Source organism: Roseomonas sp. SRI_022 (genome assembly GCF_057586215.1).
In genome coordinates, this window is record NZ_JBYCZL010000018.1 from 79,693 (window position 1) to 104,422 (window position 24,730).

Sequence of the window (24,730 nt, forward strand, 5' to 3'; positions counted from 1 at the left end):
GGACACGCATGGCTTCGCGACGTGACCTTCTCGCTGGCGGCCCGGCACTGCTGGCCGTGACACTGGTGCGGCGCGCGGAGGCCACGCCCGAGCGCATGCAGGCCGCGATCCGTGATTTCCTCGGCGAGGTCGGGCCGGTACAGGTCGGCCGCGTCCACATCGACATCCCGCCGCTGGTCGAGAACGGCAACACGGTCCCACTTGCCATCGCCGTGGACAGCCCGATGACCGAGGCGGATCACGTCCGGCGCATTGCCGTCTTCAACGAGCGCAACCCGCTGCCCAACGTCATCACTGTCGAGCTAGGCCCACGTGCAGGAGCAGCGCGCATCGCGACGCGTATCCGCCTCGCAACGTCCCAGCGCATCCTCGCCCTTGCGGTGATGAGCGACGGCAGCGTCTGGTCCGACAGCGCCGAGGTCATCGTCACCCTCGCCGCCTGCGTGGAGGGCTGAGCCATGGCGCGCGTCCTGCTCCATGTTCCCACCACCGCTCGCCGCGGCGAGGTGATCGAGATCCGCACCCTCATCCAGCATGAGATGGAGACCGGCTTCCGCCCAGGCGCCAGCGGCGAGATACTGCCGCGCGACATCATCCGCAGCTTTGTCTGTCGCTGGAACGACGCGGAAGTGTTCCGCGCCGAGCTGCACCCGGCCATCGCTGCCAACCCCTTCCTGTCCTTCACGGCGCGGGCGGCCGAGAGCGGCACGCTCACCTTCACCTGGCTCGGCGACAACGGCTTCGCGCAGACCGAAACGCGCGCCATCATCGTCACGGAATGAGACGCGCGGCCGTTGCGACGGTGCTGTTCCTCGTGGCCGGCGTGGCGCCGGCGCAGGAACGGCGCTCCGGCTTCGCGGATATGGCGCCGGCCACCCAGGCCATGCAGCGCGACGACACGACCAATCCCGGCATGCTCTGGGTGCTGGAGGGTGAGGCACTGTGGTCGCGCCCCGCCGGTCCGGCGCAACGTGCCTGCGCCGGATGCCATGGCGATGCGGTCGTCTCGATGCGCGGCGTCGCGCTGCGCTATCCGGCCTTCGACGAAACCGAGGGACGCGCGGTGGATCTTGCCGGCCGCATCGGCCTCTGCCAATCGCGCCACCAAGGCGTGGCACCGGCCGAACGCGAGAGCGAGGCTAGCCTGGCGCTTACCGCCTATGTCGCGCTGCAGTCGCGTGGCCAGCCCATCGCGCCGCCCGAGGATCAGCGGCTTGTGCCCGTTCGCTCCGAGGGAGAGCGTCTTTGGCGCGAAAGGCGCGGGCAGCTCGACCTGTCCTGCGCGCAGTGCCACGACGACAATGCCGGCCGTCGCCTGGCGGGCAACGTCATCCCGCAGGCCCATCCGACTGGCTATCCGCTCTACCGCCTCGAATGGCAGGCGCTGGGGTCCCTGCAGCGCCGGCTGCGCGGCTGCATGACCGGCGTGCGTGCCGAACCCTTTGGCTACGGGTCGCGGGAGTTCGTGGCGATCGAAGCCTTCCTTGCTGCACGCGCTCGAGGCATGCCGATGGAGACACCAGCGGTGCGTCCGTGATGGGCCGGCCGGCGAGGTGCCAATTCGACCGGACAATTCTGCCGAATTGCGCCGCGGCGTCGTGCCTCGAGGAGGCGGGCACGCAACGCGGTCCGGTGGCAACCGCCTCCAGCTACGCCGAAACGCCTGCCTTCACGAGCCCTTCGACGAATACGTCGCAGTAGGCGAAGCCCTCCAGCCGGCGGCGGATCACGTCGAGGTCGATGGGCGGGCTGATCTGGTTTCGTGCCGCGATGAAGTTGCGCGCCTCCTCCACCAGTCCGAGATGGCCGCAGCAGCTGATCAGGGAGTGGTAGTGCCCCGGATACCCAGCGAGGGCTGCCACTGAGGCACGCAGGAATGGCAGCGCCTCCGCGAAGCGCCGTGCTCCGATCAGGGCGAGGCCGTGGAACGAGGTATAGATCCCGGAGAAACTGTCCACCGGGCTCATGCGCAGCGCCAGGCCGGTTTCGGCGATCCCTTCCTCGAACCGTCCCATGCGGGCCAGTGCCCAGCCAAGGGTCGTCCGCCCCAGCGCGAAACTCGGGTTCAGTCCAAGCGTGACCTGAAGCTCAGCAAGCGCCCGCTCATGCTGCCGTGCCTCACTGAAACCCATCCCGAGCATCATCCGGGCCCAGGGCTCGGCGGGGTCGAGGGCGGCGGCCGCCTCCGCGTGTCGCGTCGCGAGGCGGTAGGCCTCCTCCAGGTTTTCAAGATAGTAGCAGCGTGCCGCCCACCAGACGGCCCAGCCCAGCACCGCATGCGCCCGGGCGTAACCGGGCTCGATCTCGATGGCGCGCGCGAGCAAGGCCCGCGCCTCCTCGCTCTGCGCCCGGCCGATGCGGTTGATCAGGCTCATGGCGCGTGCGACCAGGCCCCAGGCGTCGATGCTTCCGGGCGGCTTGCCCGCTGCGCGGATACCCTCCTCGACGGTGAGGTGCGGCTCGATGGCGGCGACGACGCTCGCGGTGATCTCGTCCTGCACGGCGAATATGTCGCTGAGCTGGCGATCGTACCGCTCGGCCCAGATATGCTTGCCTGTCTCCGCCTCGACCAATTGGCCGGTGACGCGGATGCGGTCGCCCACGGTCCTCACGCTGCCTTCGAGGATGTAGCGCACGCCGAGTTCGCGAGCGATCTGCCGGACGTCGACGGCCCTTCCCTTGTAGGTGAAGGTCGAGTTGCGCGCGATGACGAACAACCAGCGCAGGCGGGAAAGAGCCGTGGTGATGTCCTCGGAGATGCCGTCGGCGAGGTAGTCCTTCGCGGCATCGCTGCTCATGTTCGTGAAGGGCAGCACGGCGATCGAAGGAGCCGCGGGAAGATCGGGCGGCGCAGTGGCCTTGCCGTCCGGCATTGGAGCGACCGGGTCCGCCCGCGATCGCAGGGGTAGGCCCGTCTGGCCCTCGACGATCGCGAGGGTGCGGTCGGAGAACAGGCCGATGAGCAGCTTGTCCACCGTGGACTTGCCCAGCCTCGTCCTGAAGGCGAATTGCTCGCGCGACATCCTTTCCCGCGCGATGTAGTCGCGGATGAGGCCGGCGACGCGCTTCCTGTCGTCCATGTTCGCCCCGGGGCCCTCGGTGCGGGTCAACTTTGCCGGCAGTTGGGGCCGTCATGCATCACCTGCCGACGGACGCGCCGATACCGAGGCCGAGGCACTTGCCCGGATCCATCGCACTGACGCTTGGCAGGTTGTCCATTCGCGCTAGGCTGCGCGCAGGAGGAGAACCGTCATGTCACACGAAACCGAGAGTATCGGTTCGCAGAGCCGCCGTGCACTTCTCGCGCGGATAGGCGTGCTGGCCGGCGGCGCGGCGATGTACCAGGCGATGGCGGCACTCGGCCATGCCGCGGAATCCCCCTATCGCGGCCCCATCCGGCTGGAAGGCGACCCGCGCGGCGCATCGGTGCTGATCCTCGGCGCCGGCCTCGCCGGCATGGTCGCGGCCTTGGAGCTGAAGCGCGCCGGCTACCGCGTGCAGATTCTGGAATACAACGACCGCGCCGGCGGGCGTTGCTGGACCATCCGTGGCGGGGACCGCATCACCGAACTCGGCGGCGAGGTGCAGGAATGCCGCTTCGATGACGGCCACTACATCAATCCCGGCCCCTGGCGGATCCCGTACCACCACCATGCCGTGCTGGATTACTGCAAGCGCCTTGGCGTCGCGCTGGAGCCCTTCGTCCAGGTCAACCACAACGCGCTGCTGCATGGCCGCACGGCCTTCGGCGGCACGCCGCAACGCTACCGCACTGTGCTGTCCGATTATCACGGCGGCATCGCCGAACTGCTCGCCAAGGCGACCAGCCAGAACCGGCTCGACGGCATGGTCACGCGGGAGGATCGGGAGATCCTGCTGGAAAGCCTGCGCAGCTGGGGCGCGCTGAACCGGGACCTGACCTATGCCAAATCGCTGCAGACCTCCGACCGCCGCGGCTTTGACCGCGATCCAGGCGGCGGGCTGTCGGCACGGCCGGTCTTCTCGGAACCCGTCGCCCTGAAGGATGTGCTGTCGTCGCGGCTCTGGGCCTATCTCGCCACCGGCTCCGTCTATGAATTCCAGACCACGATGTTCCAGCCGGTTGGTGGCATGGACATGATCGCCCGCGCCTTCGCGCGCGAGGTCGGCGAGATGATCCGCTACAACACCAAGGTCACGGCGATCCGCCAGGATGCGAATGGCGTGAGCGTGACTGCGGAGGACACGCGCGGCGGGCCCGCGCCGGAACCGTTCCGTGCCGATTGGTGCCTGTGCACCATTCCGCTGTCGGTCCTCAGCCAGATCGAGATGAATGTCGGCCCGAAGATGGCCGCGGCGATCGACGCGGTGCCCTATTCGGCCTCGGTCAAGGTCGGGCTGCAGTTCAAGCGTCGCTTCTGGGAACAGGACGAGCACATCTTCGGCGGGGTTTCCTATACCGACCTGCCGATCCGCATGATCTCCTATCCCTCGACCGGCTATGGCGCGGCGGGCAAGGGCGTGCTGCTCGGTGCCTATGCCTTCGGGCCCTATGCCTACGAATTCACCGCGCTGCCCGCCGCCGAACGCGTGCGCCGCGCGGTGGAATGGGGTGCCGCATTGCATCCCCAGTATCGCGACGAATTCGACAACGGCGTCGCGGTGGGCTGGCACCGCGTGCCCGGCAATCTCGGCTGCCACGGCATGTGGACCGATGCGAAGCGCGCGGAGCATTACGACGATCTCTGCGCGCTGGATGGCCGCATCATGCTGGCCGGAGAGCACGCATCCTACATCCCCGCCTGGCAGGAGGGCGCGATCCTGTCCTCGCTCGACGCCATAGGTCGCCTGCATCGCCGCGTGGTGGGCGCGTGATGCGCGCGCTTCTTCGCCTGCCGGTCCTGGCCGCGATGGCGGTCCTGGCCGGCCCGGTCGCACCCGGCGCGCAGACGGCACCGGGCAGCGAAAGCAGCCATGGCTTCGTCAGCGCCACGCGCTTCGGGCAGCGCGACGGTGCCGCGCTCTACGCGGCGATTTGCGCCGGGTGCCACATGCCCAGCGGACAGGGTGCGGTGGGCGCGGGCCGGTATCCAGCGCTCGCCGGCAATGCCAAGCTGGAGAATGCCGCCTATCCCGTGCATGTCGTCGTCAATGGGCTGCGCGGCATGCCAGGCTTCGCGACCCAGCTTGACGACGAGCAGATCGCCGCGGTCGTGAATTGGGTGCGGGGCAATCTCGGCAATGCGTATCGCGCCGACCCCGCGCGTCCCGAAGATGTGCGTTCGGCCCGGCCATGAGGACACAACTGGTCATGATCCGATCCTTCATCGTCGCCGGCGCGCTGCTGGCCGCCACCGGCAGCGCCATGGCGCAGGAGGTCGTGCGCCATCGCACGCCTGGCTCGAACTTTCCCATCGCGATGGCGGTGGAGGTGCCGGCGACCGCCACCCTGGTGCTGGTCAGCGGCATGGTGCCCACGGCCATCAATGCCGCCGCGGCGCGCAACAGCGTCGCGGCGTTCGGTGATACGCGTGCGCAGACCGACAATGTCCTGACGCGGATCGAGGCGAGCCTGCGTTCGATCGGCCTGTCACTGGCCGATGTGGTGCGAATGCAGGTGTTCCTCGTCGGCGATCCCGACAAAGGTGGACGCATGGATTTCGAGGGATTCATGGCCGCCTATACGCAGCATTTCGGCACGACGGCTCAGCCGAACCTGCCGGCGCGCTCGGTCATGCAGGTCGCCGGGTTGGTGAATCCGGGCTGGCTGGTGGAGATTGAGGTGACCGCCGTTCGGCGGTGATGGCCAGGCGCCGGATGGCCATGCGCGATGTCTACTGTGCACACACCTTCTGCTCGCCGGCCTCATCTGCCGGCTCATGCAATAGGGTCTGAGCTGGAAGGGCAAAATCGGTCGCTCCTCAAGAGCGCGGCGCCTCTTTGTCTTCGCAGCCCAACATGCAGGAGAGACGGGCTGCGCGAGAGAAGAATGATGCGGCGGTAGGAACCCGGGAACGAAACTCTCCGGGTGCCTGCTGAGCAAGCCGCCGCAGCATGACCTCCGTCCGATCTCGCCGCCTTCGGCGTATTTGGCACGGGGGTCACCTCCCCCAAAGCACCCCAATCACGCCTCCCCGCAATAGGCCTCGAGGCGGTAGCCATCCGGGTCGATCGCGAAAGCGGCATAGTAGGTCGGGCCGTAGTCCGGCCGCGGCCCGGGTGCGCCGTTGTCCTTACCGCCCTCGGCCAGGGCGGCGCGATGGAATGCGCCGACCGCTTCGCGGCTCGGTGCGTCGAAGCAGACGTGAAGCCCGGACCGCGGATCGGCCGGCACCGGATGATCCGTCTGCCCGATCCACAACACGACGTCCTTCGCCCCGTAGCCCAACGAACCCTCGCCCTCGCTCAGGCACCGGTAGCCGAGCGGCCCCAGCGCCGCGTCATAAAAGCGCTTCGTGCGCGCGATGTCGCGCACGCCAAGGGAAAGGTGGTTGATCACCGCTCTGGATCTCCTTGCGGGTGGGACGGCGACTCTGCGCGACGCGGCGCCACCATGCTTGGGGAATATTGCTATGATGCTTCCCATGGAGAACGGGGTTGTCCCTCCGCTGACCACGCGCCGGCTCGGCCAGGGTGAAGGCTGGCGCGTGAGCGACGTCGTCTGCCGTGCGGGCCCGTCCGACCGGCGGTTCGAGGAACGGCACGACGACTACGGCATCGGCGTGGTGGTCAGCGGAACCTTTGGCTATCGCGCCGCATCAGGGCGCGCGCTGCTACACCCGGGTGCCGTGCTGCTCGGCAATGCAGGCACCTGCTACGAGTGCGGCCATGAGCACGGCCGGGGCGACCGCTGCATCGCCGTCCAGCTTGCGCCCGCGCTGTTCGAGGAGATCGCGGCCTTCACCACCGGCACGGCGCGCTTCCGCTTCACCGCGCCCATGTTGCCGTCCGGCCCGGCCCTCGCCCGCATCCTGGTCGCGCTGGAGGCCGCATCCGCTGGCACAGCGACATCGATGGAGGAACTCGTGCTGGCCGCGGCCGAGCGGGTCGTCGCCGCCAGCGCCGGCGTGACGCTGCGCTGCGAACCCTGCCCCGCGACGGATGAGCGGCGCGTCACGCGCGCCCTGCGTCTGATCGAAGCGCGGGCGGAGGAGACTCTTGGCCTCGACACGCTCGCGGCCGAGGCGGGCATGAGCCGTTACCACTTCCTCCGCCGCTTCCGCCGCGTGACCGGACGCACGCCCTATCGCTACCTGCTCGACCTTCGGCTGCGCCGTGCCGCGCTCCGTCTGCGCCTCACTCGGGAGAGTGTCGCGACCGTCGCCTTCGACACCGGCTTCGGCGATCTCTCGACCTTCAACGCGCAGTTCCGTGTGGCCTTCGGCCAAGCACCGCAGGCCTGGCGGCGATTGGCCTTCTTGCCGGTGGCGCGCCGCCACCACGTGGGCCAGTCCGGCTCCTGATGGGCTGCTGCCGGCGTGCCGCATCCCCGGCATCCCGCGCGCATGACCGGGAAGGCGGGGAGGCGATCGCACTCCCCGCCGGGCCCGCCTCACATGTTCCGGTCGTTGGGATCGCGGAGCAGGTCTGCGGAGATCAACACGACGCGTCGGTTGGTATGGTTGCGCCACCAATGGGAGGTCGCATGCGTCTCGCTCGCGACGTCGCCGGCGCGGTGCGTGATCGGCACCGCGCAGTTCGAGGCGTACTCCACGATCGTGCCCTCGACGACATAGATCAGGGCCGGACGATCGCCATGGCTGTGCCACGGCACCGTGCCGCCCGGTCGGATGACCAGCCGGCGCATGCGGAACTTCCGGTCCTGGATCGCCGCCGGCTCGCGCGACAGCTCGATGGATGCGATGACGGTGTCGGTCACGCCGTTCGCCGCGTCAGTCGCCGCCGGCCGCGCGTCCGCACGCCGCTGATCGGCAGGACATTCACCCGCCTGCGCGCCAGAGACACTCATGAGTCCGGCCGCGAGAATGGCGGCTAACGCGACGCCTCCGCGACGCGCCGGGCGCTGCTGAATCGAACCGCTCATGGCAGAGATTCCTTCCTTCGGTTGCATGCGGCCCGCCTATGCGCGGGGCCGTGCGGAGGATCGATGCGCCACCACGCCCCATCCAATGCCGTTGCGCTGCGAAGCCGATGCCGGGGACGCATGTGCCGTCTGCGCGATAGCGCGCAGGCATCGGGACCATGCGGCGAAGGTCGTGGTCGCCGCCGCACGTCGTGCGAATACTTTGGTGCCCGCCTGCGTCCGCAGCACGGAATGGAGATCACGCCGATGCCCCTCGCCACGCAACTCCTGCCATCTGCACAGCCCACGGCCAGCAGGCATCGCGTCGTCATTGTCGGCGGAGGCTTCGCAGGTTTGACCGCGGCGAAGATGCTGGCGCGAGAACCGATCGACCTCGTCGTCATCGATCGTCGCAACCATCATCTCTTTCAGCCGCTGCTCTACCAGGTGGCAACGGCGGCGCTCTCCCCCGCGGATATCGCGACACCGATCCGCAGCATCCTCGGTGGCCGCATGAACACCGAGGTGATCCTCGGCACCGTCACTGGCGTGAACAAGGCCGCGTGCGAGGTGATGATCGGGGAGCGTCGCGTTCCCTATGACACGCTCGTGCTCGCGACAGGCGCGCGGCATGCCTATTTCGGTCATGACGAATGGGAGGCCTCGGCGCCGGGACTGAAGGGTATCGAGGATGCCACCATCATCCGCCGCCGCATCCTGCTTGCCTTCGAGCGCGCCGAAAGCGCGATGGATGAGACCGAACGGCGGCGTCTGCTGAACTTCATCGTCATCGGCGGTGGACCGACCGGGGTGGAAATGGCCGGTGCCATCGCCGAACTCGCGAAGGTCGCCCTTGCGAAGGACTTCCACCACATCGACCCGCGGGACGCCCGCATCCTCCTCATCGAGGCAGGGCCGCGGCTGCTGCCCGCCTTCCCGGCCGGATTGTCGGAGCGGGCGCGCGCCGCGCTCGAATCCCTCGGGGTCGAGGTCGCACTCGGCGCCCCCGTCATGGAATGCAGCACGCAAGGCGTGCGCTTCGACGGAACAACCATCGCCGCTGGCACAGTCATCTGGGCCGCCGGCGTCGCCGCATCGCCCGCAGCGGCCTGGTTGGGCGTGCCGCCGGATCGAGTGGGTCGCGTGCCGGTCCTTCCCGACCTTACCCTGGCGGGCCACCCCGAGATCTTCGTCGTCGGCGACACGGCCGCCGTCGAGGGCCCGGACGGCAGGTCGCTGCCGGGCCTTGCCCCGGTCGCGAAGCAGCAGGGCGCATTCGTCGCGCGCACGGTCGCCGCACGCCTGAAGGGCAGATCCGGCGGAGCCTTCCGCTACAGGCATATCGGCAATCTCGCCACCATCGGGCGTGGTCACGCCGTTGCCGATTTCGGCCGCATCCGGCTGTCGGGGCGCCTGGCCTGGCTGCTCTGGGGCGTGGTGCACATCGCCTTCCTGATCGGATTCCGCAACCGCGCCGTCGTGTTGCTCGACTGGCTCTGGGCGTATGTGAGCTTCAAGCGTGGCGCGCGCCTGATCACCGGCGTCCCCGGCGAAGGGATGTGACCAAGGCGGCCGCACGGCTTACGGGCCGCGCAGCAACACCAGATCGAATGGCCGCGGCGCACCGGCGACCACGCGGTCGAAGCGTGTCTCCTCGCGCCCCGTCGGGACGTAGCCCTGGCGCAGCGCCAGTTCATAGGCCTCGCGATGCGTCAGTGCCTCGCTGCCCTCGGCCTTGTTGTGCTTCTCCAGCTTGGCGGCGAGATTCACCGGGTCCCCGATGACGGTGTATTCGAGGCGCCCTTCCGCGCCGACCGTGCCGAACAGCACCTCGCCCGTCGCTACCGCCATGCCGACGGAGATGGAGGGCATGGCCTGGTCGGGCGGTGTCCATGCGGATAGCGCAGCCTGGATGTCGTGCACGGTGCGCAGGGCCGCCGCGGCGTGCGTGTCGCTTGCCTTCACGGCCCCGAAGCTCACGAGGATTCCGTCGCCGAGATACTTGTCGATGCTGCCACCGTTCCGCCGCACCGCGCGGACCACGATTTCCTGATAGGCGGCCAGCAGGGCGAGCAGGGCTTCCGGTGCCATCTCCTGCGAGAGGCGCGTAAAGCCTCGCAGGTCGGTCATCAGGATGGTCGCCTGGCGGCGTTCGGCCATGCCGGCCATGATCTCCTCCTCCGCGCCGCGGATCTGGTGCGCGACCTCAGGCACGAAGAAGCGGGACAGTCCGTCGGACGCAATGCGCTCCCGCGCTGCTTCCACGAGCAGGGCGCGACCACGGGAAACCACCAGCACCAACAGCAGCGTGACCATGCCGAGGGCGACCAGCTTGTCGAACTCGGCGCCGATCAGCACCGAAGGTGTCGTGACGTAGTCAAGGAAGCTGCGGGTCACGGTTGCGCCGCCAAGAAGGGCCGTGCCGACGATGGCGACCCAGCCGACCATCGCGGTTGCCCCGGCAATCAACACATAGCGGGCCTCGAAGCGGAGCGCGCGGAGCGCGATGAGGATGAAGGCGTACATCATGGTCGGCGCCTTCAGCACGACCGCGAGCGGCGCCATGTACTGCAGGTGGAAGGCCCAGATCAGGCTGAACAGCACCGCGATGTCCAGCACCACGGAGAAGGTCAGCAGCCGCGGCGTCAGGCGGCGCCGCACTGCCAGCACCAGCCGGAAGCCGGTGAAGACCGCATAGAGCGCGAGGGCGATCGGCACCGGCTCGATGGCCATCGGCGGCGGATTGGCGGTCCGTGCGATGGCGTAGAGCAGGGCGAAGGTGACGATGGCCGCCACCTGCGCCAGGCCGATGATGATCTCGGCCGTCTCCTGCTGGCGTGCCACCAGCGCCTGGACGCGCCGCGGGAGGGCCGCGTCCATGGCGGAGAAGCCGAGGAGGCCGCGCAGTCGCGCGGCCACGTCGCGCGCCCTAGAGATACTCAGCCCGGATATCCACCGTCGATCGCTCGCCGATCGCATCATGGTTGCCCTCCAGCCACAGATCCGCCGTACGGCGGCCGGCGTCGCGCAGGTATTTGAGGAAGGTCTGATCGGCGTTCATCTTCGAGTTGACGCCGAGCCGGCCCATCACCTCCTCCGCCGCGATGGCGTGGATGAACATGCGTTTGAGGCTGCTCGCCTCCATCTGCCCCCGATCGATCAGGTTGGTGACGAACTCGATCGCCCGCATCTCCCTCATCAGGGAGGAGTTGAAGCTGATCTCGTTGACGCGATTCAGGATGTCGCGTGCGGCGCGCGGCACCTCGGGCCGGATGACCGGGTTGATGTGCACGATCACGACGTCCGGGCTCGTGCAGCCATAGATGAGCGGGAAGAGCGCCGGGTTGCCCATGTAGCCGCCGTCCCAGTACGCCTCGCCCTCGATTTCGACGGCGTGGAACAGGAAGGGCAGGCAGGCGGAAGCGAGTACGGCATCCGCGCAGAGCTCGTGCCGCTCGAAGACCTTCACCCGCCCCGTGCGGACATTGGTCGCCGAGATGAAGAGCTTTACCGGCGTCGCATCCCCGCGCAGCACCGCGAAGTCGATGGTGCGCTCAAGCACCGTCCGCAGCGGGTTCATGTTGAGCGGGTTGAACTCGTAGGGGCTGTAGAGACGCGTCACCAGGTCGAAGGCGGTGAACGAGGGTGACCATTCAAGCCCCCAATTGGCCTGGATGCGGTCAACCCAGCTCGGCTGCAGTGGCCCGAGCGCGGCGGCCTCGCTCACGCGCGTCCAGAAGGTCTCGAGCGTCCTGCGCGCGCCGTCGCGGCCGCCGATCGCGAGGCCATAGGCCAGGCAGGCCGCGTTCATCGCACCGGCCGAAGTGGCACTGATACCCTCGAGGTCGATGTGCTCGTCTTCCAGCAGGCGATCGAGCACGCCCCAGGTGAAGGCGCCATGCGCGCCGCCGCCCTGCAAGGCAAGGTTCACGGTCCGGATGCGCCGCGCACCGGGCCGTGCGCGGGAACGGGGGGCATCGCCAGCGAGCATCAGCGCATCGGCGGCGGCGCCGGGCATGCCGTGCATGTCCTCATGAAGGCGGTCCATCAGTGCGCCGTCCAGCCGCCGTCCACCGGCAGCGCCACGCCCGTGATGGAACTGGCGCCACCGCCGCAGAGGAAGGCGACGGTCGCCCCAATCTCCTCCACGGTCGCAAAGCGCCGGGTCGGCTGCTCGGCCAGAAAGACCTGGCGGATCACCTCCCGTTCGGAGAGCCCGTGCGCCGCGGCCTGGGCGGCCACTTGGCCGGCGACCAACGGCGTCCAGACATAGCCCGGGCACACGGCATTGCAGGTGACGCCGCTTTCCGCCGCCTCGAGCGCCGTGACCTTGGTCAGGCCGATCACGCCGTGCTTGGCCGCCACATAGGCGCTCTTGAAGGGGGAGGCGATCAGGCCGTGTGCGGAGGCGACATTCACGATGCGACCCCAACCGCTCTGCTTCATCGCGCCCAGCGCGGCCCGCGTCGCGTGGAACACGGCGGAAAGGTTGACCGAGACGATCGCGTCCCACTTCTCGGGCGGAAAGTCCTCGAGCGGCGCGACGTGTTGGATGCCAGCGTTGTTGATCAGGATGTCGACGGACCCGAAGGCGCGGCAGGTCCGCTCGATCATTTCCACCACCTGGGTGGGCTTCGACACGTCCGCCGGATCATGGCCAGCCGGCACCGCGTGCCTGTCGCTGATTCGCCGGCAGGCGGCCTCGATCTCAGCCGTCGGACCGAAGCCATTGAGCTGCACGGCCGCACCGCGGGCCGCGAGCGCCTCAGCGATCGCAAGGCCGATGCCGCTCGTCGATCCGGTGACAAGCGCGACCCTACCCTCCAGCTCGCGCGGCATGGCGCTGGTCTCCGCCAGGCCGCCGGCGGTCATGATCGTGTTCATGGGACGCTCCGTTCGCTCGCTTGGTGAATTCGCCGGCGCGGCCACGGGGGATACGCGGTCGTGCCGTTGGCCAAGGCTGGAACGGCGTGGGTGCCGGCTGCCAATGCCGGCTCGGCAGGGTTTTGATGGTGTTTGGTTATGAGGCTTCGGCCGGGCGGAATGCTATGGTCCGCCATCGAAACCAGGAGCGCATGCGCCCGTCTTCGTGGATGGGGCGGGGGAGTACAGGCATGGAGATCCATGAGATCCGCTACTTCCTGGCCGTCTGCCGCACGCTGAACTTCACCAAGGCGGCAGAGCAGTGCAACGTCAGCCAGCCCGCATTGACCCGCGCCATCCAGAAGATCGAGGGCGAGCTCGGCGGCCTGCTTTTCTCGCGCGAGCGCAGCAACACGCATTTGACCGAGCTCGGCCGGCTGATGCAGCCGCACCTCGAGGAGGTGATGACACGCACGCAAGCCGCTCGCGAGACCGCGTCGCGCTTCCTCCGGCTCGAGAGCGCGCATGTCCGTGTCGGAGTGATGTGCACCATCAGCCCGATGCGATTCGTCGGCTTCCTCAATCGGTTCAGGGCGGATCATCCAGGCATCGAGCTGACCCTGACGGAAGCGGTGCCACCACGGCTGGTCGAAGCATTGCTGCGCGGCGACATCGACGTCGCGGTCATGGCGCAACCGGATGCATACGACGAGAAGCTGCGGCCCGAGGCACTCTATCGCGAGCGCTTCGTGCTGGCCTGTCCGGCGGGGCACCCCTTCGCGCGGCGCAACATCATCGCGATGCGCGATATGGATGGGCAGGTCTACCTTCAGCGCATCAACTGCGAGTTCCGTGACGAGCTTCGCGAACGGTGCGAGTCTGCCGGCGCCCAGATCCTCCGCTCGTACCGCAGCGAGCGGGAAGACTGGATCCAGACCATGGTCGCCGCCGGCATGGGGGTTTGTTTCGTGCCGGAGTTCTCGGCGACCCATCCCGGCCTCGTGGTCCGGCGGGTGGAGGATCCCGAGGTGGTTCGCGAGGTCAGCGTCGTCACTGTCGCGGGGCGGCGCTGGTCCGCGCCGCTGGCAAGCTTCGTCAAGGCGATCCGGCGCTATGAATGGCCGACGATCGAGGACGCCGCGGAAGCCCCGGGCCGCGCCGAGGAAGGCGCGGCTGCAGCGCACGGGGGCTGATCCCCGCGATACGCCGGCGGCATCGAACCGATGCGTCACCGGCCTTGGCGCAGCACCTTCTGCCTGAGCGACATTCCTCCTGCAGGCTGAACGGCGATCCGCTTTCAGAAGGAGGCAGGTGTCATGCCCACCACGTTCGACAGATCCCGGCCCAGGCACGCCGTATCCGCGGACGGCGAATGGGAGGAGCTGATGGCCGCGGCGCAACGGGGCGACGCTTCCGCCTATGATCGTTTGCTCCGCGCCGCGCTGCCGTTGCTGCGGGCCATCGCACGTCGCCGCTTGCCTGGTCACCTCGGTGTCGAGGACGCGGTGCAGGACACTCTGCTGACCCTGCACACGCTGCGGCATACCTACGATCCGGCGCGCCCGCTGCGGCCCTGGATCGCTGCGCTGTGCGAGCGGCGCTGCATTGATCGGCTGCGCTGGCATCGCCGGCACGCGGGCGGTGAAGTGCCGTTCACCGGACCTGAGTACGATGTGGCCGCGCCGGGCACCGACGTGAACGCGGAACGAACGGTGCTGCGCGGGGAGGTGCAGGCGATGGTCGCGGCACTACCGCGGGCACAGCGCACCGCGCTGGAGCTGACGAAGCTCGAGGAGATGCCCCTTCTCGAGGCCAGCGCCCGCAGCGGCATGGCCGTCGGGGCGCTCAAGATCGCGGTGTTTCGAGGCGTGCGCACCCTTCGTCGCCGGCTTGCAGTCGCGGAAGCGGCGTAGCCGCCGGTCGACACCTCCTCGGAGCAAGGTGAGACATGTCCGGGATGTCATTGCGGAGCGCGGCCGAGGGCCGGCATCCGGCCACGCGGCGTGTGGCGTTGCGCAGCGCCCTGATCGCGCTGATGGCCTTCCTGACGGTCGTGGATCTCTTTGCGACACAGGCCATCCTGCCGACGCTTGCCGCAGCCTACCAGGTTAGCCCCGCCGCTATGGGCGCTGCGGTGAACGCCACCACCTTCGGCATGGCGGTCGCGAGCCTCGGCGTAGCCTTTCTCGGTCATCGGATCGACCGGCGCGCCGGCATCGTCGCGAGCCTGCTGCTGCTCGCCGTGCCAACCGCCTTGCTGGCAACGGCACCCAGCCTTGGCGCTTTTGCCGCGCTGCGTGTCGTGCAGGGCCTCTTCATGGCGACAGCCTTCACGCTAACCCTGGCGCATCTCGGCGAGCGGTGCAGCGCTGCTGACGCAAGTGGGGCCTTCGCCGCCTATGTGACGGGGAATGTCGCGAGCAACCTGATCGGGCGCGTCATCTCCGGTTGGCTGGCGGATCATGTCGGGCTGGCTGGCAACTTCTATGGCTTTGCCGTGCTGAACCTGTCTGGAGCCGTGCTGGGCTTCCTCGCCATCGACCACGTGCCGAAGATGCGGGCGATGATGCAGGATATGGTCCCGTCGGCGGGCCCGTCCTGGGTGGCGCATCTTCGTTCACCGTCACTGCGCGCGGCATTCGGCATCGGCTTCTGCATCCTCTTCGCCTTCATCGGCACTTTCACCTACGTGAACTTCCTGTTGGTGGGGCCGAGGTTCGAACTGATGCCGATGCAGCTCGCCCTGGTTTATCTGGTGTTCCTGCCGTCGATCGCCTCGACGCCGCTGACGGGTCGGCTGGTGCAGCGCCTTGGCGTGCAGCACACGATGCGCGGCGGGCTTGGCGTCGCGATACTCGGCGTCGGCCTCACGCTGTCGGCGAACCTTGTGGCCGTGCTGGGCGGCCTGGCGCTGGTCGGCATCGGCACCTTCCTCGCCCAGGCGACGACGACGGCCTTCATCAGCCAGACGGCAGGACATGACCGAGCCGGGGCAAGCGGTCTGTATCTCGGCTGCTACTTCCTGGGCGGCCTCGCGGGCAGCGCCCTCCTCGGCCAGGCTTTCGAGATTGCGGGCTGGCCAGGATGCGCGGGCGGGGTTGTCCTGGCGCTGGCGCTGGCAGCGAACTTGACGCGCTTCTGCGGGCACCGGCGGCGTGCGCAGTTCGTCAGCCATGGTTCATCCGATAGCGCACCGCGACTGGATTTCGAGCACGGCAGCAAGGAATAGGAGCCCCGCTACCGTCGGCGCGGAGGCCATGCCAACCATCCACAGACCCGGCCGTGAGAGGAGAAAGCACTGGCCACCAAGTGGAGGTGAAGTCGCTCCGGTTCGCCGGCGTTCCGGCGCAGGTCGTGGAGTTGCACCGCGCGGGCGGATTGGTCCGCGACCTCGCCCACGAATTCGAGCCCTCCGCCGCGACGATCGCGGTCTGGGTCCGCCAGGCGGAGCCCCGAAGGCGGGGTGCATCCGGCATCCGGCTCGGCAATACTGCGCAGCAATGCGTCCTATGCTTCCGTTCCTGCTGATACTCGCCCTCGCTGCCTGCGCGACGCGCCGCCCGGCGCGGCTGCCCGATCCGAACCCGACCAACCCGCTGGCGCGCGCCGCCGTCGAGGAATGGCGCATCTGGGGGCGTACCGTCATCGAGGGCTGGCCGGATCAGCGTCCGCGCGATACGGCCGCGACGCCCGGCCGCTTCGCGCGCCTCGCCGAATACTGGTCATCCATACCAGGTGGCTGGCGTATCGCGCTGCAGCATCAAGACCTGCGCCTGGGTATCGTGGCGCTTGAGGCGCGGCTCACCGCCGAAGCCGGTGAGGAGAACGAGGCGCGGCCGACGCCGCAGGCGAATATCGACGACTTGGCCTACTACGCGAACCCCGCCTGGTCGGCGGCCTTCATCTCGGCCGTCGCGCGGCTGGCCGGGATACCGGAGGAGGATCTGCCCTCGGCCTCGCGACATTCGCGCTACGTCGATGCGATCCTCGACCGCGCCATGGCCGACCCGGAGCATGCGCCCTTCACGCCCCGTGCGCCGGAGGACCAGCCGCCGGTTCCGGGCGACCTGCTGTGCGCCGACCGCGCCTGGGTTCGGCTGTCGCATTGGACGGAGCGGCTCGCCGAGCGCGGCAGGCCGCGCCCAATGCATTGCGATGTCGTGGTACGCACCATGCCGGGGACGATCGAGGCGATCGGCGGCAACGTGCAGGATACGGTGGCGCTGCGCCGCTTCCCGGCCGACCGGACCGGCCGGGTGCTGCCCGCACCCTATGATCGCCCGGGCTTCATCCTGCTGCTCGCGGCGAGGCGCCCGCCTCCGGGCTAGGCGAACAGCTCGGGCCGGTATTCGAAATGCATCGTGTCGTAGTGGTACCACTTGCCGCCCCAGATGAAGCGTTCGGCCTCAAAGGGCTCGACGATCTCGAAGGGGATGCGGTTGCGGTAGGGAATGTCGCCGCGCGCGCGTGACCACACCCAGTAGTCGGACTGCCGCACGGCGATGTCGATCGCCGCGCCATAGGCGTGGACGCTTGGCATGCCCGTATCCGCCACCGCGCGGCAGGCGAAGGTCCCTGCCGCGGGCACCAGGTAGGCCTTGAAGCGGTCGGGCAGCGCCTCCAGCACGGCGATCACGCGCTCAAGCCGCGTCGCGATATCGTTCACCATCGTCATCGGCAGCGCCTGCGGGCGCGTGCGCGACATCCACGTGACGGGACGTAGATGCGGCGTCGTCCCGCCGCGGCGGCAATCGCCATACATCCGTTCGAAGAAGGCGGCGTTGCGCAGGCGGCCGGGGCTGTGGTCGCGGGGCGGCGGGCCCCGCATCGGGCCGGTCACGTAGTCCTGCCGCAACTGGTCTGCGATTGTGGCGGAACGCAGCATCGTCTCGAAGTCCCGTGCCGGCTGGTTCGCACCGACCGGCATTCGTGTGCCGTCGCGCCAGACCAGCGTATCGCCTTGCAGTGAAGCCAGCTGATCCGGATAGGCTGCAACCAGTCGCGCGAGCCGCCCCTCGCCGCCGGGCCGCGCCGGCGCGGCCGCCGCGCAGCCGGCGAGTGCCGCGCCGCCGCCGAGCAGCAGCCGCCGTTTCACTGCCGCGTCAGCCAGGACTTTGCGATGCGGCAGGCGACCGTATAGGCCGGGTTGAACACGTTGCCGACGTCGTAGCGCACCACCTGGCCCATCAGGTGGCTCGCCGCGCGGGTGTCGAGGCCGTGGTCCTCCCCAAGCCAGCGCATCATCTCGGTCGTCGCATGTTGCAAGGCCTGATCGAGCGGGCGCGCGTTACCGATGGTGAAGATGTCTTCCGCCGTCTCGCCCCGTGGCCAGGTGATGGTCCGCTTCAGCACGCGGAAGGTGATCTCCATCTCGAAAGAGGTCTCGATGCCGGTGCCCACGATCTCCCCATCGCCCTGGCAGGCATGGCCGTCGCCCAGATAGAACAGTGCGCCGGCAACCGAGACCGGAAACCAAGCCGTCGTGCCAGGAGCGAACAGGCGATAATCCATGTTGCCGCCATTCTGCGCGCTGGTCGCCGTCGACAGCGCCTGCCCGCCGGCGGGTGCCACGCCGAAGCAGCCGATCATGGGTTGGATCGGCGGGGCGAAGCCTTCAAGGCCCTTCATCGGATCCTGCAACCGCACCGTCCCGGCGTCGCGGTCGATCGTCCAGACCGAACGCTGCGGCGGCGGCCGGTCGAGGATCGCCGCCGGGTCGAGCACCGTCAGCGCCAGCGGCGAATAGGTCCAACCCGTGGCGCGGGACGGCGTCAGCCGGTCGATGCGCACGGCGAGCGTGTCGCCCGGTTCGGCGCCCTCGATGAAGAAGGGGCCGGTCATCGGGTTGGGGCGCGGAGCCACTGCGACTTCCCGTGCATCGAGGCCGGAGGCGTCGATCGTGTCGGTCACCACAGTGTCGCCATCGGCAACGCGCAGGACAGGTTCGGCGGTGCCGATGGCATTGAAGTAGCGGGTTGGGCGGAAGCGGTGCGTGGTCATGGCCCGGCACGCTAGACCCGGTCCCGTCGCGGTCAAGGCGGTTGCGCCCTTGGCGCGCCTGACCCGCGCTCCAGGAACTCGTCCGGAAATGGCCAGAGCCGGGCCCAACGGAGTGACGCGCGGATCACGGATTCGAGGGCCAAGAGGAGCAGATCCTCTCGATCCCGCGTGAGCAAAAGGCCGGGACCGCAGCGGCATGTGGTCTGCTCGAGCCTGTTCCATCGCTGGCGTCGTTTGGCGCGAGGTGAGGCGCCGGCGCGACCGCAGAAATCCACGGCGACGTCGCTCGCGCGTCGGGAAGCGCGGCTATTTTGGTGAAGAAGGTAGCAGGATGAGCGTCCCTTTCGGTCGGCTGCGCGGTGATTCAGGGCGAATGGTCAGAGGCGCGGAGACCGCCGCGCCGCTCCGCGGAGGCACAATCCGCGGGGCCCTGGCTGGCAGCACCTGGATGATCGGGCGCGGAATCGCAGGCCGATGATAACGAAGCTTTCCGACACCAAGCCCATCGTCCTCAGCCAGGCCAGCCAGCCGGAAGACCACCCGCCGGTGCCGCCTGAGCACCTGCCGGCCGCAGCGCGGCAGGCGGTGGCGAAGTCGCTGGTCAAGCAGGGCCTCGTCAGCGACGAGCATGCCAATGCCTGCAACGCGTGGGACGCCCAGCGGATCGACGGGCGGAGGCGGAACTTTGGCGCAGCAAGGAACCTTGAGTGGTCGATCAACGATACGCGGCAACGAAACACTGCTCGGGCAATCGGATTACGGCATTTCGGCAGCGGGTGTGGAAAAATTAGGCCTATAATCAATAGGCTAAGCGCAGGGAGACAATCGGCCTCCCCACAAGGTTCGGAGACTCGCTGCGCTACACGACCGGACTTCGGTGGCGGTCGTGCCTTCGGACCATCAAGGTCCGCGCACAAACCTGCGCCTCGGCACGGTCCAACGTAAGGGAGAGGCAGGTTTTGAGAGAAAAGAATGGAGCGGGCGAAGGGATTCGAACCCTCGACCCCGACCTTGGCAAGGTCGTGCTCTACCCCTGAGCTACGCCCGCGCTCCGTGCGGCGGCGGGCTTTTACCATGGTCCTCCGGGATTGCAACCCACCCCGTGCGGGTTCCAATCATATTGGAGTTTCCCCGGTTCTGTAGGCCCCCGGAGCTTGAGGTGGGGTGTCCGAGCTGCCGAGATCGAGGACGCCCATCCGCCTGACCTTCGGCGACAGGCGGTGGAATTGGCCCGATCGGGAGGAGCGCCGCAGGAGCTTGCTCAGGAGTTGGAGCCAAACGCGCAATCGATCGCGCATTGGAGGCCCCGGCGCATCATCAGTCGGCCACCTCAGCGAGGCGCTTCGCAGAGGTCTCAATAGTGGTCCCGGTGTCGCTACCGGCCGTCCCTCCGCGGATTCTTCTTCCATGCCTACCCACAGTGATCCAGAGGCCTGAAGGCCAGCGGCACTCGCGGCGACGTGGCGTCCGGCAATCGTGAAGTCCGAGAGGCGAAAGCGCTCCTCGGCAGCTTCGCTCCGATCCCGGCACAGGCCGGCCGAACTTTCGCCGCCACAGATCCTTTGCCAGACTTGCTGCGTGACGAAGAGCATGCGCTGGCCTTCCGTGGATTGGAGACACCTGCCGAGATGAGTCGGGGCACCGAAATGGAGGATCGGACGACGCCCGAGGACGCCGGCTGGGTCCTGCTGTTCGATTCGCTCGACCAGGGTGACGCGGGCATTGGGGTCGAGATGCGCCGCCGCCTCGTCCAGGCGATCGAGGCACACCAGTTGCAGCCAGGAACGCGGCTTCCATCGAGCCGCCGCCTCGCAAATCTGCTCGGCGTTGCGCGCACGACGATCATCGGTGTCTTCGAGCAGCTTATCGAAGCTGGCTACCTCGCCTCCCGCGACCGCAGCGGGGTCTTCGTCGCTTCCCATATGCCGGGCCGCGACGCGGCGGCGGGCTCGACGCCTCCAAGCGATTACTGGGACCGGCACTTCGCACTTCGTCCCGCACGCTTCGTGCATATCTCGAAGCCGCAGGACTGGCAGCGCTATCCATACCCGTTCCTCTTCGGCCAGCTTGATCCCGCCCTATTCCCGGTGGCGCAATGGCGCGAAGCGACCAAGGGCAGCGCCAGCATCTCGGCCATCCAGAGCTGGATGGCTGACATGATCGACGGCGATGACCCTGCGCTGATCGAACAGCTCTGCCGCCAAGTGCTGCCACGCCGCGCCGTCTGGGCAACGCCGGCGGAGGTGATCATAACGCTCGGCGCGCAGCAGGCGCTCTACCTGGTCACGCGGCTGCTGCTGAAACCGCAGGACGCCATCGGGGTTGAGGAACCCGGCTATCCCGACCTGCGCCACATGGCCCGGCTGCACGGAGCTGAGGTTCGCCCGCTCCGCGTGGATGACGAAGGTGCGGTCCCGGATGACAACATGGCCGGGTGCCGTGTCGTAGTGCTCACGCCGGGGCATCAATGCCCGACATCCGCGGCGATGCCACCGCACCGGCGACGGGAGATCCTGCGCCTCGCGCGCGAGAAGGACATCCTTGTCGTCGAGGACGACTACGACTCCGACCTCTTCGCCGAGGGTGAGGCGGCGCCGCCGCTCAAGAGCCTCGATTCGGACGGGCGCGTCATCTATGTGGGCTCGCTCTCCAAGGCATTCGCGCCGGGCCTGCGGCTCGGCTTCATCGTCGCGCCGCCGCCGGTGATCAACGAACTTCGCGCGCTACGCCGGCTGGTCCTGCGACACCCGCCGGCCAACAATCAGCGAGCGATGGCGACCTTCATCGCCCAGGGCCATTACCGCGGCCATCTGCGGCGCGTGGCGGAGATCCTGGCGGAGCGAGCCAAGCTGATCGACACGCTGCTGTCGCGCCATCTTCCCGGCTGTCGCTGGCAACGCGGGGTCGGTGCCAGCAGCGTCTGGGTTACTGGGCCCGACCGCCTCGACGCCCGGGCCTTGTCAGAGGCTGTTCGCGCGCAAGGCGTGCTGATTGAACCGGGTCACGTGTTCTTCGACGATCCCATGAGCGGCGGCTCCAGCTTCCGCCTCGGCTTCACGGCCATCCGGACGGAACGCATCGAGGAAGGGCTGTCGCGGCTCGGGCAGGCCGTGGCTAAAATCTAGGCGCTCCAGGACCGAATTCGTGCAGAACGCGTGCCGGCGCAACTGGTACACCATTCTGTAGGCAACTGGTTCTGTCACGCCGTCGTCTTGGTTCCGTAGGCTTCGTGCATCGCATCGCGATCACGCAGCCCCGGAACCGACGCATGTCCACTGACGCCCGCCACAGCCTGCTCGAAACCCTCTTCGCGGCGTTCAACCGTCACGACGCCGATGCCGTGATGGCCTGCTTCACCGATGACATCGTTTTCGATGCGGCCGCCGGCCCGGAGGCGGTCGGCCGGCGCATCCATGGCCAGGAAGCCGTGCGCGCTGCGTTCGTCGCCGTGTGGACCGCGATGCCCGACGTCTCCTGGACCGTGCGTCGCCATGCCGTGTTCGGCGATCGCGCGGTGAGCGAATGGCTGTTCGCCGGCACCAATGCGCAGGGCGGCCGGGTGGAAGCCGAGGGCCTCGACCTCTTTACCTTCCGCGGCGACCGCATCGCGACGAAGAGCGCGTTTCGCAAGGACAGGCCCGTTCTGGCCGCCGCGTGATGGACGCGCCGCTGCCCGCCACGATCGATGCGCGCCAGAGGGCGCCCTACGATCCCCTCTATGACCCGCTCGTAGCGCCGCATCCTGGCCAGGGGCGCGACTACGCGCCCACCTACTGGATCGCGACAGCCGGGCCGCCACCGGAGGATGACGGGCCGGTCTCCGCCGATCTGGAGACCGATGTGGCGATCATCGGGTCCGGCTACACGGGCCTGAGCTGCGCCTTGTTCCTCGCTCGCGATCACGGCATCCGCGCCACCGTGCTGGAAGCGAATGCCGTGGCGTTCGGCTGCAGCACGCGCAATGGCGGCCAGGGGCAGAACGCTGCCGGCCGGCTCAGCCGCCGTCAGTGGATCTCGCGCTGGGGCGAGGAGACCGCCCGCGCGCTGCATGCGGAGATCCTGGAGGGCTATGAGCTGTTCGCCTCGCTGACCAGCGAGATCGACTGCGATGCGACGCTTGGCGGGCACCTCTATCTCGCGCACCGGCATCGCAACCTGGCTATCCTTCGCGCGGAATCCGAGGTCGCGAATCGCGTATTCGGATACGGCACGCGCGTCATGTCGCGGGAGGAGGTTCACCGCGACTGGGTCAAGGAAGCCGAGACCGTCGGCGCTGTGCACGAACCGCTCGGCATCGGTGTGCATCCTGCGAAGCTGGCATTCGGGTATTTGCGCGCGGCGCGCGCCGCGGGGGCCGTGGTTCATACAGGGAGCCCCGCGCTCGCGATCAGCCGGACGGGAAAGGGCTTCAGCATCCGGACGCCCGGGGGCACGGTACGCGCGCGCGCCGTGGCGATCGCGACCGGCGGCTACACGAGCCAGACGCTGCATCCCTCCCTGCGCTCGAAGATCATGCCGATCCTGTCGAACTCGGCAGTGACACGGCCCCTGACGGAAGCCGAACTCGACGCGACGGGTTTCCGCACGCATCAGTTCATCACCGACACGCGCACGTTGCGATATTACTATCGCCTGCTGCCCGGCAACCGACTGCAGATCGGCAGCCGCGCGGCCATCACGGGTGCCGACGCCGCGAACCCCAACCATTTGTCCGTGCTGACCGACGGCATCGCGCGGAAGTTCCCGGCGCTGGCCGGCATCGCGCTCGACTACTCCTGGTGGGGTTGGGTGGATGTCAGCCATGACATGATGCCGCGCATCGTGCAGCCGGAAGCAGGTGCGCCGCTGTTCTATGCGCTCGGCTATGGCGGCAATGGCGTCAGCTATTCGGCACAGGCGGGAAGGAGGCTGGCGGCGCTGGCGGCCGGCCGGCCGCTGCCGCAGGAGGTGCCTCTGTTTCGCGATGCCTTGCCTGGCCACGTCTTCGCGCCCTTCCGGCGGCTTGGCCAGCGCATGCTCTATCACCTCTATCATCGCCGCGACGAGGCACCCGATGCACCCGCCGCCGTCAGCGCGGGGACGTGATGGCGGGCCATGCCCATGACATCGGAAGCCGTGACGCTCGGCCTGCTGGCCTGGGCCATGGTCTATCTCGCCGGGCTGATCCGCGGCTTCAGCGGCTTCGGCTTCAGCATCGCGGCCGTGCCTCTGCTGAGCATGATCCGTCCGCCGGCGGAAATCGTACCCGTGGTGTTGCTGCTGCAACTCCTGATCAGCTTCAGCGGCCTCAGCCCCGCCTGGCGGGAAGCGGATCATGGTTCCCTCTGGAGGCTGGGCCTCGGCGCGGTCATCGCGACACCGCTGGGTCTCGCGGGCCTCATGGCGCTGCCGCCCGGACCGGTGCGGATCATCATCGCGGCGGTGGTCATCAGCGCCGTGGCGGTGCTGGCGACGGGCCATCGCCTGGCCGCGCGGCCAGGCAGCCTGACGGCTTTTGCGCTCGGCTGCATGTCGGGCCTGTTCAACGGGCTCGCTGGCATTCCCGGCCCACCGGCCATCGCATTCTACCTGGCTTCGCCAATCAGCACGGTGCGGGCTCGTGCCTCCATGATCGTGCTGTTCTTGCTCACCTCGCTTGCCGCCCTGCTGCCGCTCACCATCGGCGGGCTCCTGGGCTGGCCGGTGGTGATGGCCGCCGCCCTGGGTCTTCCGGCCGTGTGGCTGGGTTCGCGCCATGGCGAGGCGCTCTTCCGTCGGGCCGCCGACGCGCAATACCGACGTGCCGCCCTGCTCCTGCTCGGTCTGAGCGCTGTGCTGATCGCAGCGCGCGCCGTGCTCGACGGGCTTCGATGACCTCCTCTGAAG

General features: G+C 68.4%; 24 protein-coding genes and 1 tRNA gene. 16 read left to right on the plus strand and 9 right to left on the minus strand.

Annotated elements, in window-relative coordinates; all coding sequences use genetic code 11:
• Positions 1–8 precede the first annotated feature (8 nt).
• The 3 genes from AC2YHJ_RS18060 to soxA are packed head-to-tail and all read left to right on the plus strand — an operon-like array spanning position 9 to position 1,537.
• Positions 9–455 carry a SoxY-related AACIE arm protein gene (locus AC2YHJ_RS18060; RefSeq protein ID WP_487397482.1) on the plus strand — a complete coding sequence of 149 codons (447 nt, stop codon included), beginning with the start codon at positions 9–11 and terminating at the stop codon, positions 453–455.
• 3 nt (positions 456–458) lie between these two features.
• The gene (soxZ, locus tag AC2YHJ_RS18065; RefSeq protein WP_487397483.1) at positions 459–782 is read left to right on the plus strand and encodes a thiosulfate oxidation carrier complex protein SoxZ; all 324 of its coding nucleotides are present in this window, start codon (positions 459–461) and stop codon (positions 780–782) included.
• Positions 779–1,537, plus strand: coding sequence for a sulfur oxidation c-type cytochrome SoxA (soxA, locus tag AC2YHJ_RS18070; RefSeq protein ID WP_487397484.1), 759 nt, complete (start codon positions 779–781; stop codon positions 1,535–1,537). Before soxZ ends, soxA begins: the two co-directional genes overlap by 4 nt.
• A gap of 112 nt (positions 1,538–1,649) precedes the next feature.
• Here the strand turns inward: soxA and AC2YHJ_RS18075 are convergent, their stop codons facing one another.
• Positions 1,650–3,080, minus strand: coding sequence for a tetratricopeptide repeat protein (locus AC2YHJ_RS18075; RefSeq protein ID WP_487397485.1), 1,431 nt, complete (start codon positions 3,078–3,080; stop codon positions 1,650–1,652).
• Between the two features lie 172 nt (positions 3,081–3,252).
• Here AC2YHJ_RS18075 and AC2YHJ_RS18080 point away from each other — a divergent pair, with 172 nt between their 5' ends.
• Genes AC2YHJ_RS18080 through AC2YHJ_RS18090 form a run of 3 tightly spaced genes read left to right on the plus strand, consistent with a single transcriptional unit; the run spans position 3,253 to position 5,782 of the window.
• Positions 3,253–4,854, plus strand: a complete 1,602-nt coding sequence (locus tag AC2YHJ_RS18080) for a flavin monoamine oxidase family protein (protein ID WP_487397486.1) — start codon at positions 3,253–3,255, stop codon at positions 4,852–4,854.
• Positions 4,854–5,276, plus strand: a complete 423-nt coding sequence (locus AC2YHJ_RS18085; RefSeq protein ID WP_487397487.1) for a c-type cytochrome — start codon at positions 4,854–4,856, stop codon at positions 5,274–5,276. Before AC2YHJ_RS18080 ends, AC2YHJ_RS18085 begins: the two co-directional genes overlap by 1 nt.
• A gap of 14 nt (positions 5,277–5,290) precedes the next feature.
• On the plus strand, positions 5,291–5,782 hold the full coding sequence (locus AC2YHJ_RS18090; protein WP_487397488.1) for a RidA family protein: 492 nt from the start codon (positions 5,291–5,293) through the stop codon (positions 5,780–5,782).
• Positions 5,783–6,103: 321 nt separating this feature from the next.
• Here the strand turns inward: AC2YHJ_RS18090 and AC2YHJ_RS18095 are convergent, their stop codons facing one another.
• A complete protein-coding gene (locus AC2YHJ_RS18095; RefSeq protein WP_487397489.1) occupies positions 6,104–6,478 on the minus strand; it encodes a VOC family protein in 375 nt (124 codons plus the stop codon).
• A 73-nt stretch (positions 6,479–6,551) separates the two neighbouring features.
• On the opposite strand from AC2YHJ_RS18095, the gene AC2YHJ_RS18100 reads away from it, so the two are divergent.
• Positions 6,552–7,442: a helix-turn-helix domain-containing protein gene (locus AC2YHJ_RS18100; protein WP_487397490.1), complete on the plus strand. Its 891-nt coding sequence runs from the start codon at positions 6,552–6,554 to the stop codon at positions 7,440–7,442.
• Positions 7,443–7,531: 89 nt separating this feature from the next.
• Here the strand turns inward: AC2YHJ_RS18100 and AC2YHJ_RS18105 are convergent, their stop codons facing one another.
• The gene (locus tag AC2YHJ_RS18105; RefSeq protein ID WP_487397491.1) at positions 7,532–8,023 is read right to left on the minus strand and encodes a cupin domain-containing protein; all 492 of its coding nucleotides are present in this window, start codon (positions 8,021–8,023) and stop codon (positions 7,532–7,534) included.
• Between the two features lie 246 nt (positions 8,024–8,269).
• On the opposite strand from AC2YHJ_RS18105, the gene AC2YHJ_RS18110 reads away from it, so the two are divergent.
• Complete coding sequence (locus AC2YHJ_RS18110; protein ID WP_487397492.1) at positions 8,270–9,565, plus strand: NAD(P)/FAD-dependent oxidoreductase; 1,296 nt, start codon at positions 8,270–8,272, stop codon at positions 9,563–9,565.
• Positions 9,566–9,583: 18 nt separating this feature from the next.
• Here the strand turns inward: AC2YHJ_RS18110 and AC2YHJ_RS18115 are convergent, their stop codons facing one another.
• From AC2YHJ_RS18115 to AC2YHJ_RS18125, 3 genes are read right to left on the minus strand one after another with little or no spacing between them, the layout of a single operon-like run.
• Positions 9,584–10,921: an adenylate/guanylate cyclase domain-containing protein gene (locus tag AC2YHJ_RS18115; protein ID WP_487397493.1), complete on the minus strand. Its 1,338-nt coding sequence runs from the start codon at positions 10,919–10,921 to the stop codon at positions 9,584–9,586.
• A gap of 10 nt (positions 10,922–10,931) precedes the next feature.
• Entirely contained in the window at positions 10,932–12,050 is a 1,119-nt protein-coding gene (locus tag AC2YHJ_RS18120) for a patatin-like phospholipase family protein (protein WP_487397494.1), read from the minus strand.
• Complete coding sequence (locus tag AC2YHJ_RS18125) at positions 12,050–12,931, minus strand: 3-hydroxybutyrate dehydrogenase (RefSeq protein ID WP_487397495.1); 882 nt, start codon at positions 12,929–12,931, stop codon at positions 12,050–12,052. The genes AC2YHJ_RS18120 and AC2YHJ_RS18125 overlap by 1 nt, the downstream gene beginning before the upstream one ends.
• Positions 12,932–12,972: 41 nt before the next feature.
• On the opposite strand from AC2YHJ_RS18125, the gene AC2YHJ_RS18130 reads away from it, so the two are divergent.
• The 4 genes from AC2YHJ_RS18130 to AC2YHJ_RS18145 all read left to right on the plus strand — a co-directional run bounded on the left by AC2YHJ_RS18130 (position 12,973) and on the right by AC2YHJ_RS18145 (position 17,193).
• Positions 12,973–14,058 carry a LysR family transcriptional regulator gene (locus tag AC2YHJ_RS18130; RefSeq protein ID WP_487397496.1) on the plus strand — a complete coding sequence of 362 codons (1,086 nt, stop codon included), beginning with the start codon at positions 12,973–12,975 and terminating at the stop codon, positions 14,056–14,058.
• A 123-nt stretch (positions 14,059–14,181) separates the two neighbouring features.
• Complete coding sequence (locus AC2YHJ_RS18135) at positions 14,182–14,778, plus strand: sigma-70 family RNA polymerase sigma factor (protein ID WP_487397497.1); 597 nt, start codon at positions 14,182–14,184, stop codon at positions 14,776–14,778.
• A gap of 35 nt (positions 14,779–14,813) precedes the next feature.
• Positions 14,814–16,094: an MFS transporter gene (locus tag AC2YHJ_RS18140; RefSeq protein WP_487397498.1), complete on the plus strand. Its 1,281-nt coding sequence runs from the start codon at positions 14,814–14,816 to the stop codon at positions 16,092–16,094.
• Positions 16,095–16,374: 280 nt separating this feature from the next.
• Entirely contained in the window at positions 16,375–17,193 is an 819-nt protein-coding gene (locus AC2YHJ_RS18145; protein ID WP_487397499.1) for a DUF2272 domain-containing protein, read from the plus strand.
• Here AC2YHJ_RS18145 and AC2YHJ_RS18150 read toward each other — a convergent pair.
• The 3 genes from AC2YHJ_RS18150 to AC2YHJ_RS18160 all read right to left on the minus strand — a co-directional run bounded on the left by AC2YHJ_RS18150 (position 17,190) and on the right by AC2YHJ_RS18160 (position 19,913).
• On the minus strand, positions 17,190–17,960 hold the full coding sequence (locus tag AC2YHJ_RS18150; RefSeq protein ID WP_487397500.1) for a M15 family metallopeptidase: 771 nt from the start codon (positions 17,958–17,960) through the stop codon (positions 17,190–17,192). The genes AC2YHJ_RS18145 and AC2YHJ_RS18150 overlap by 4 nt on opposite strands.
• Positions 17,957–18,865 (minus strand): acetamidase/formamidase family protein, encoded by a 909-nt coding sequence (locus tag AC2YHJ_RS18155; protein ID WP_487397501.1) that lies wholly within the window; start codon positions 18,863–18,865, stop codon positions 17,957–17,959. Before AC2YHJ_RS18155 ends, AC2YHJ_RS18150 begins: the two co-directional genes overlap by 4 nt.
• 973 nt (positions 18,866–19,838) lie before the next feature.
• Positions 19,839–19,913, minus strand: a tRNA-Gly gene (locus tag AC2YHJ_RS18160).
• Between the two features lie 523 nt (positions 19,914–20,436).
• On the opposite strand from AC2YHJ_RS18160, the gene pdxR reads away from it, so the two are divergent.
• The 4 genes from pdxR to AC2YHJ_RS18180 all read left to right on the plus strand — a co-directional run bounded on the left by pdxR (position 20,437) and on the right by AC2YHJ_RS18180 (position 24,718).
• Positions 20,437–21,990 carry a MocR-like pyridoxine biosynthesis transcription factor PdxR gene (gene pdxR, locus AC2YHJ_RS18165; RefSeq protein ID WP_487397502.1) on the plus strand — a complete coding sequence of 518 codons (1,554 nt, stop codon included), beginning with the start codon at positions 20,437–20,439 and terminating at the stop codon, positions 21,988–21,990.
• 143 nt (positions 21,991–22,133) lie between these two features.
• The gene (locus tag AC2YHJ_RS18170) at positions 22,134–22,523 is read left to right on the plus strand and encodes a nuclear transport factor 2 family protein (protein WP_487397503.1); all 390 of its coding nucleotides are present in this window, start codon (positions 22,134–22,136) and stop codon (positions 22,521–22,523) included.
• Positions 22,523–23,950 carry an NAD(P)/FAD-dependent oxidoreductase gene (locus tag AC2YHJ_RS18175; protein WP_487397504.1) on the plus strand — a complete coding sequence of 476 codons (1,428 nt, stop codon included), beginning with the start codon at positions 22,523–22,525 and terminating at the stop codon, positions 23,948–23,950. Before AC2YHJ_RS18170 ends, AC2YHJ_RS18175 begins: the two co-directional genes overlap by 1 nt.
• 30 nt (positions 23,951–23,980) lie before the next feature.
• Positions 23,981–24,718, plus strand: a complete 738-nt coding sequence (locus tag AC2YHJ_RS18180; protein ID WP_487397505.1) for a sulfite exporter TauE/SafE family protein — start codon at positions 23,981–23,983, stop codon at positions 24,716–24,718.
• Positions 24,719–24,730 lie beyond the last annotated feature (12 nt).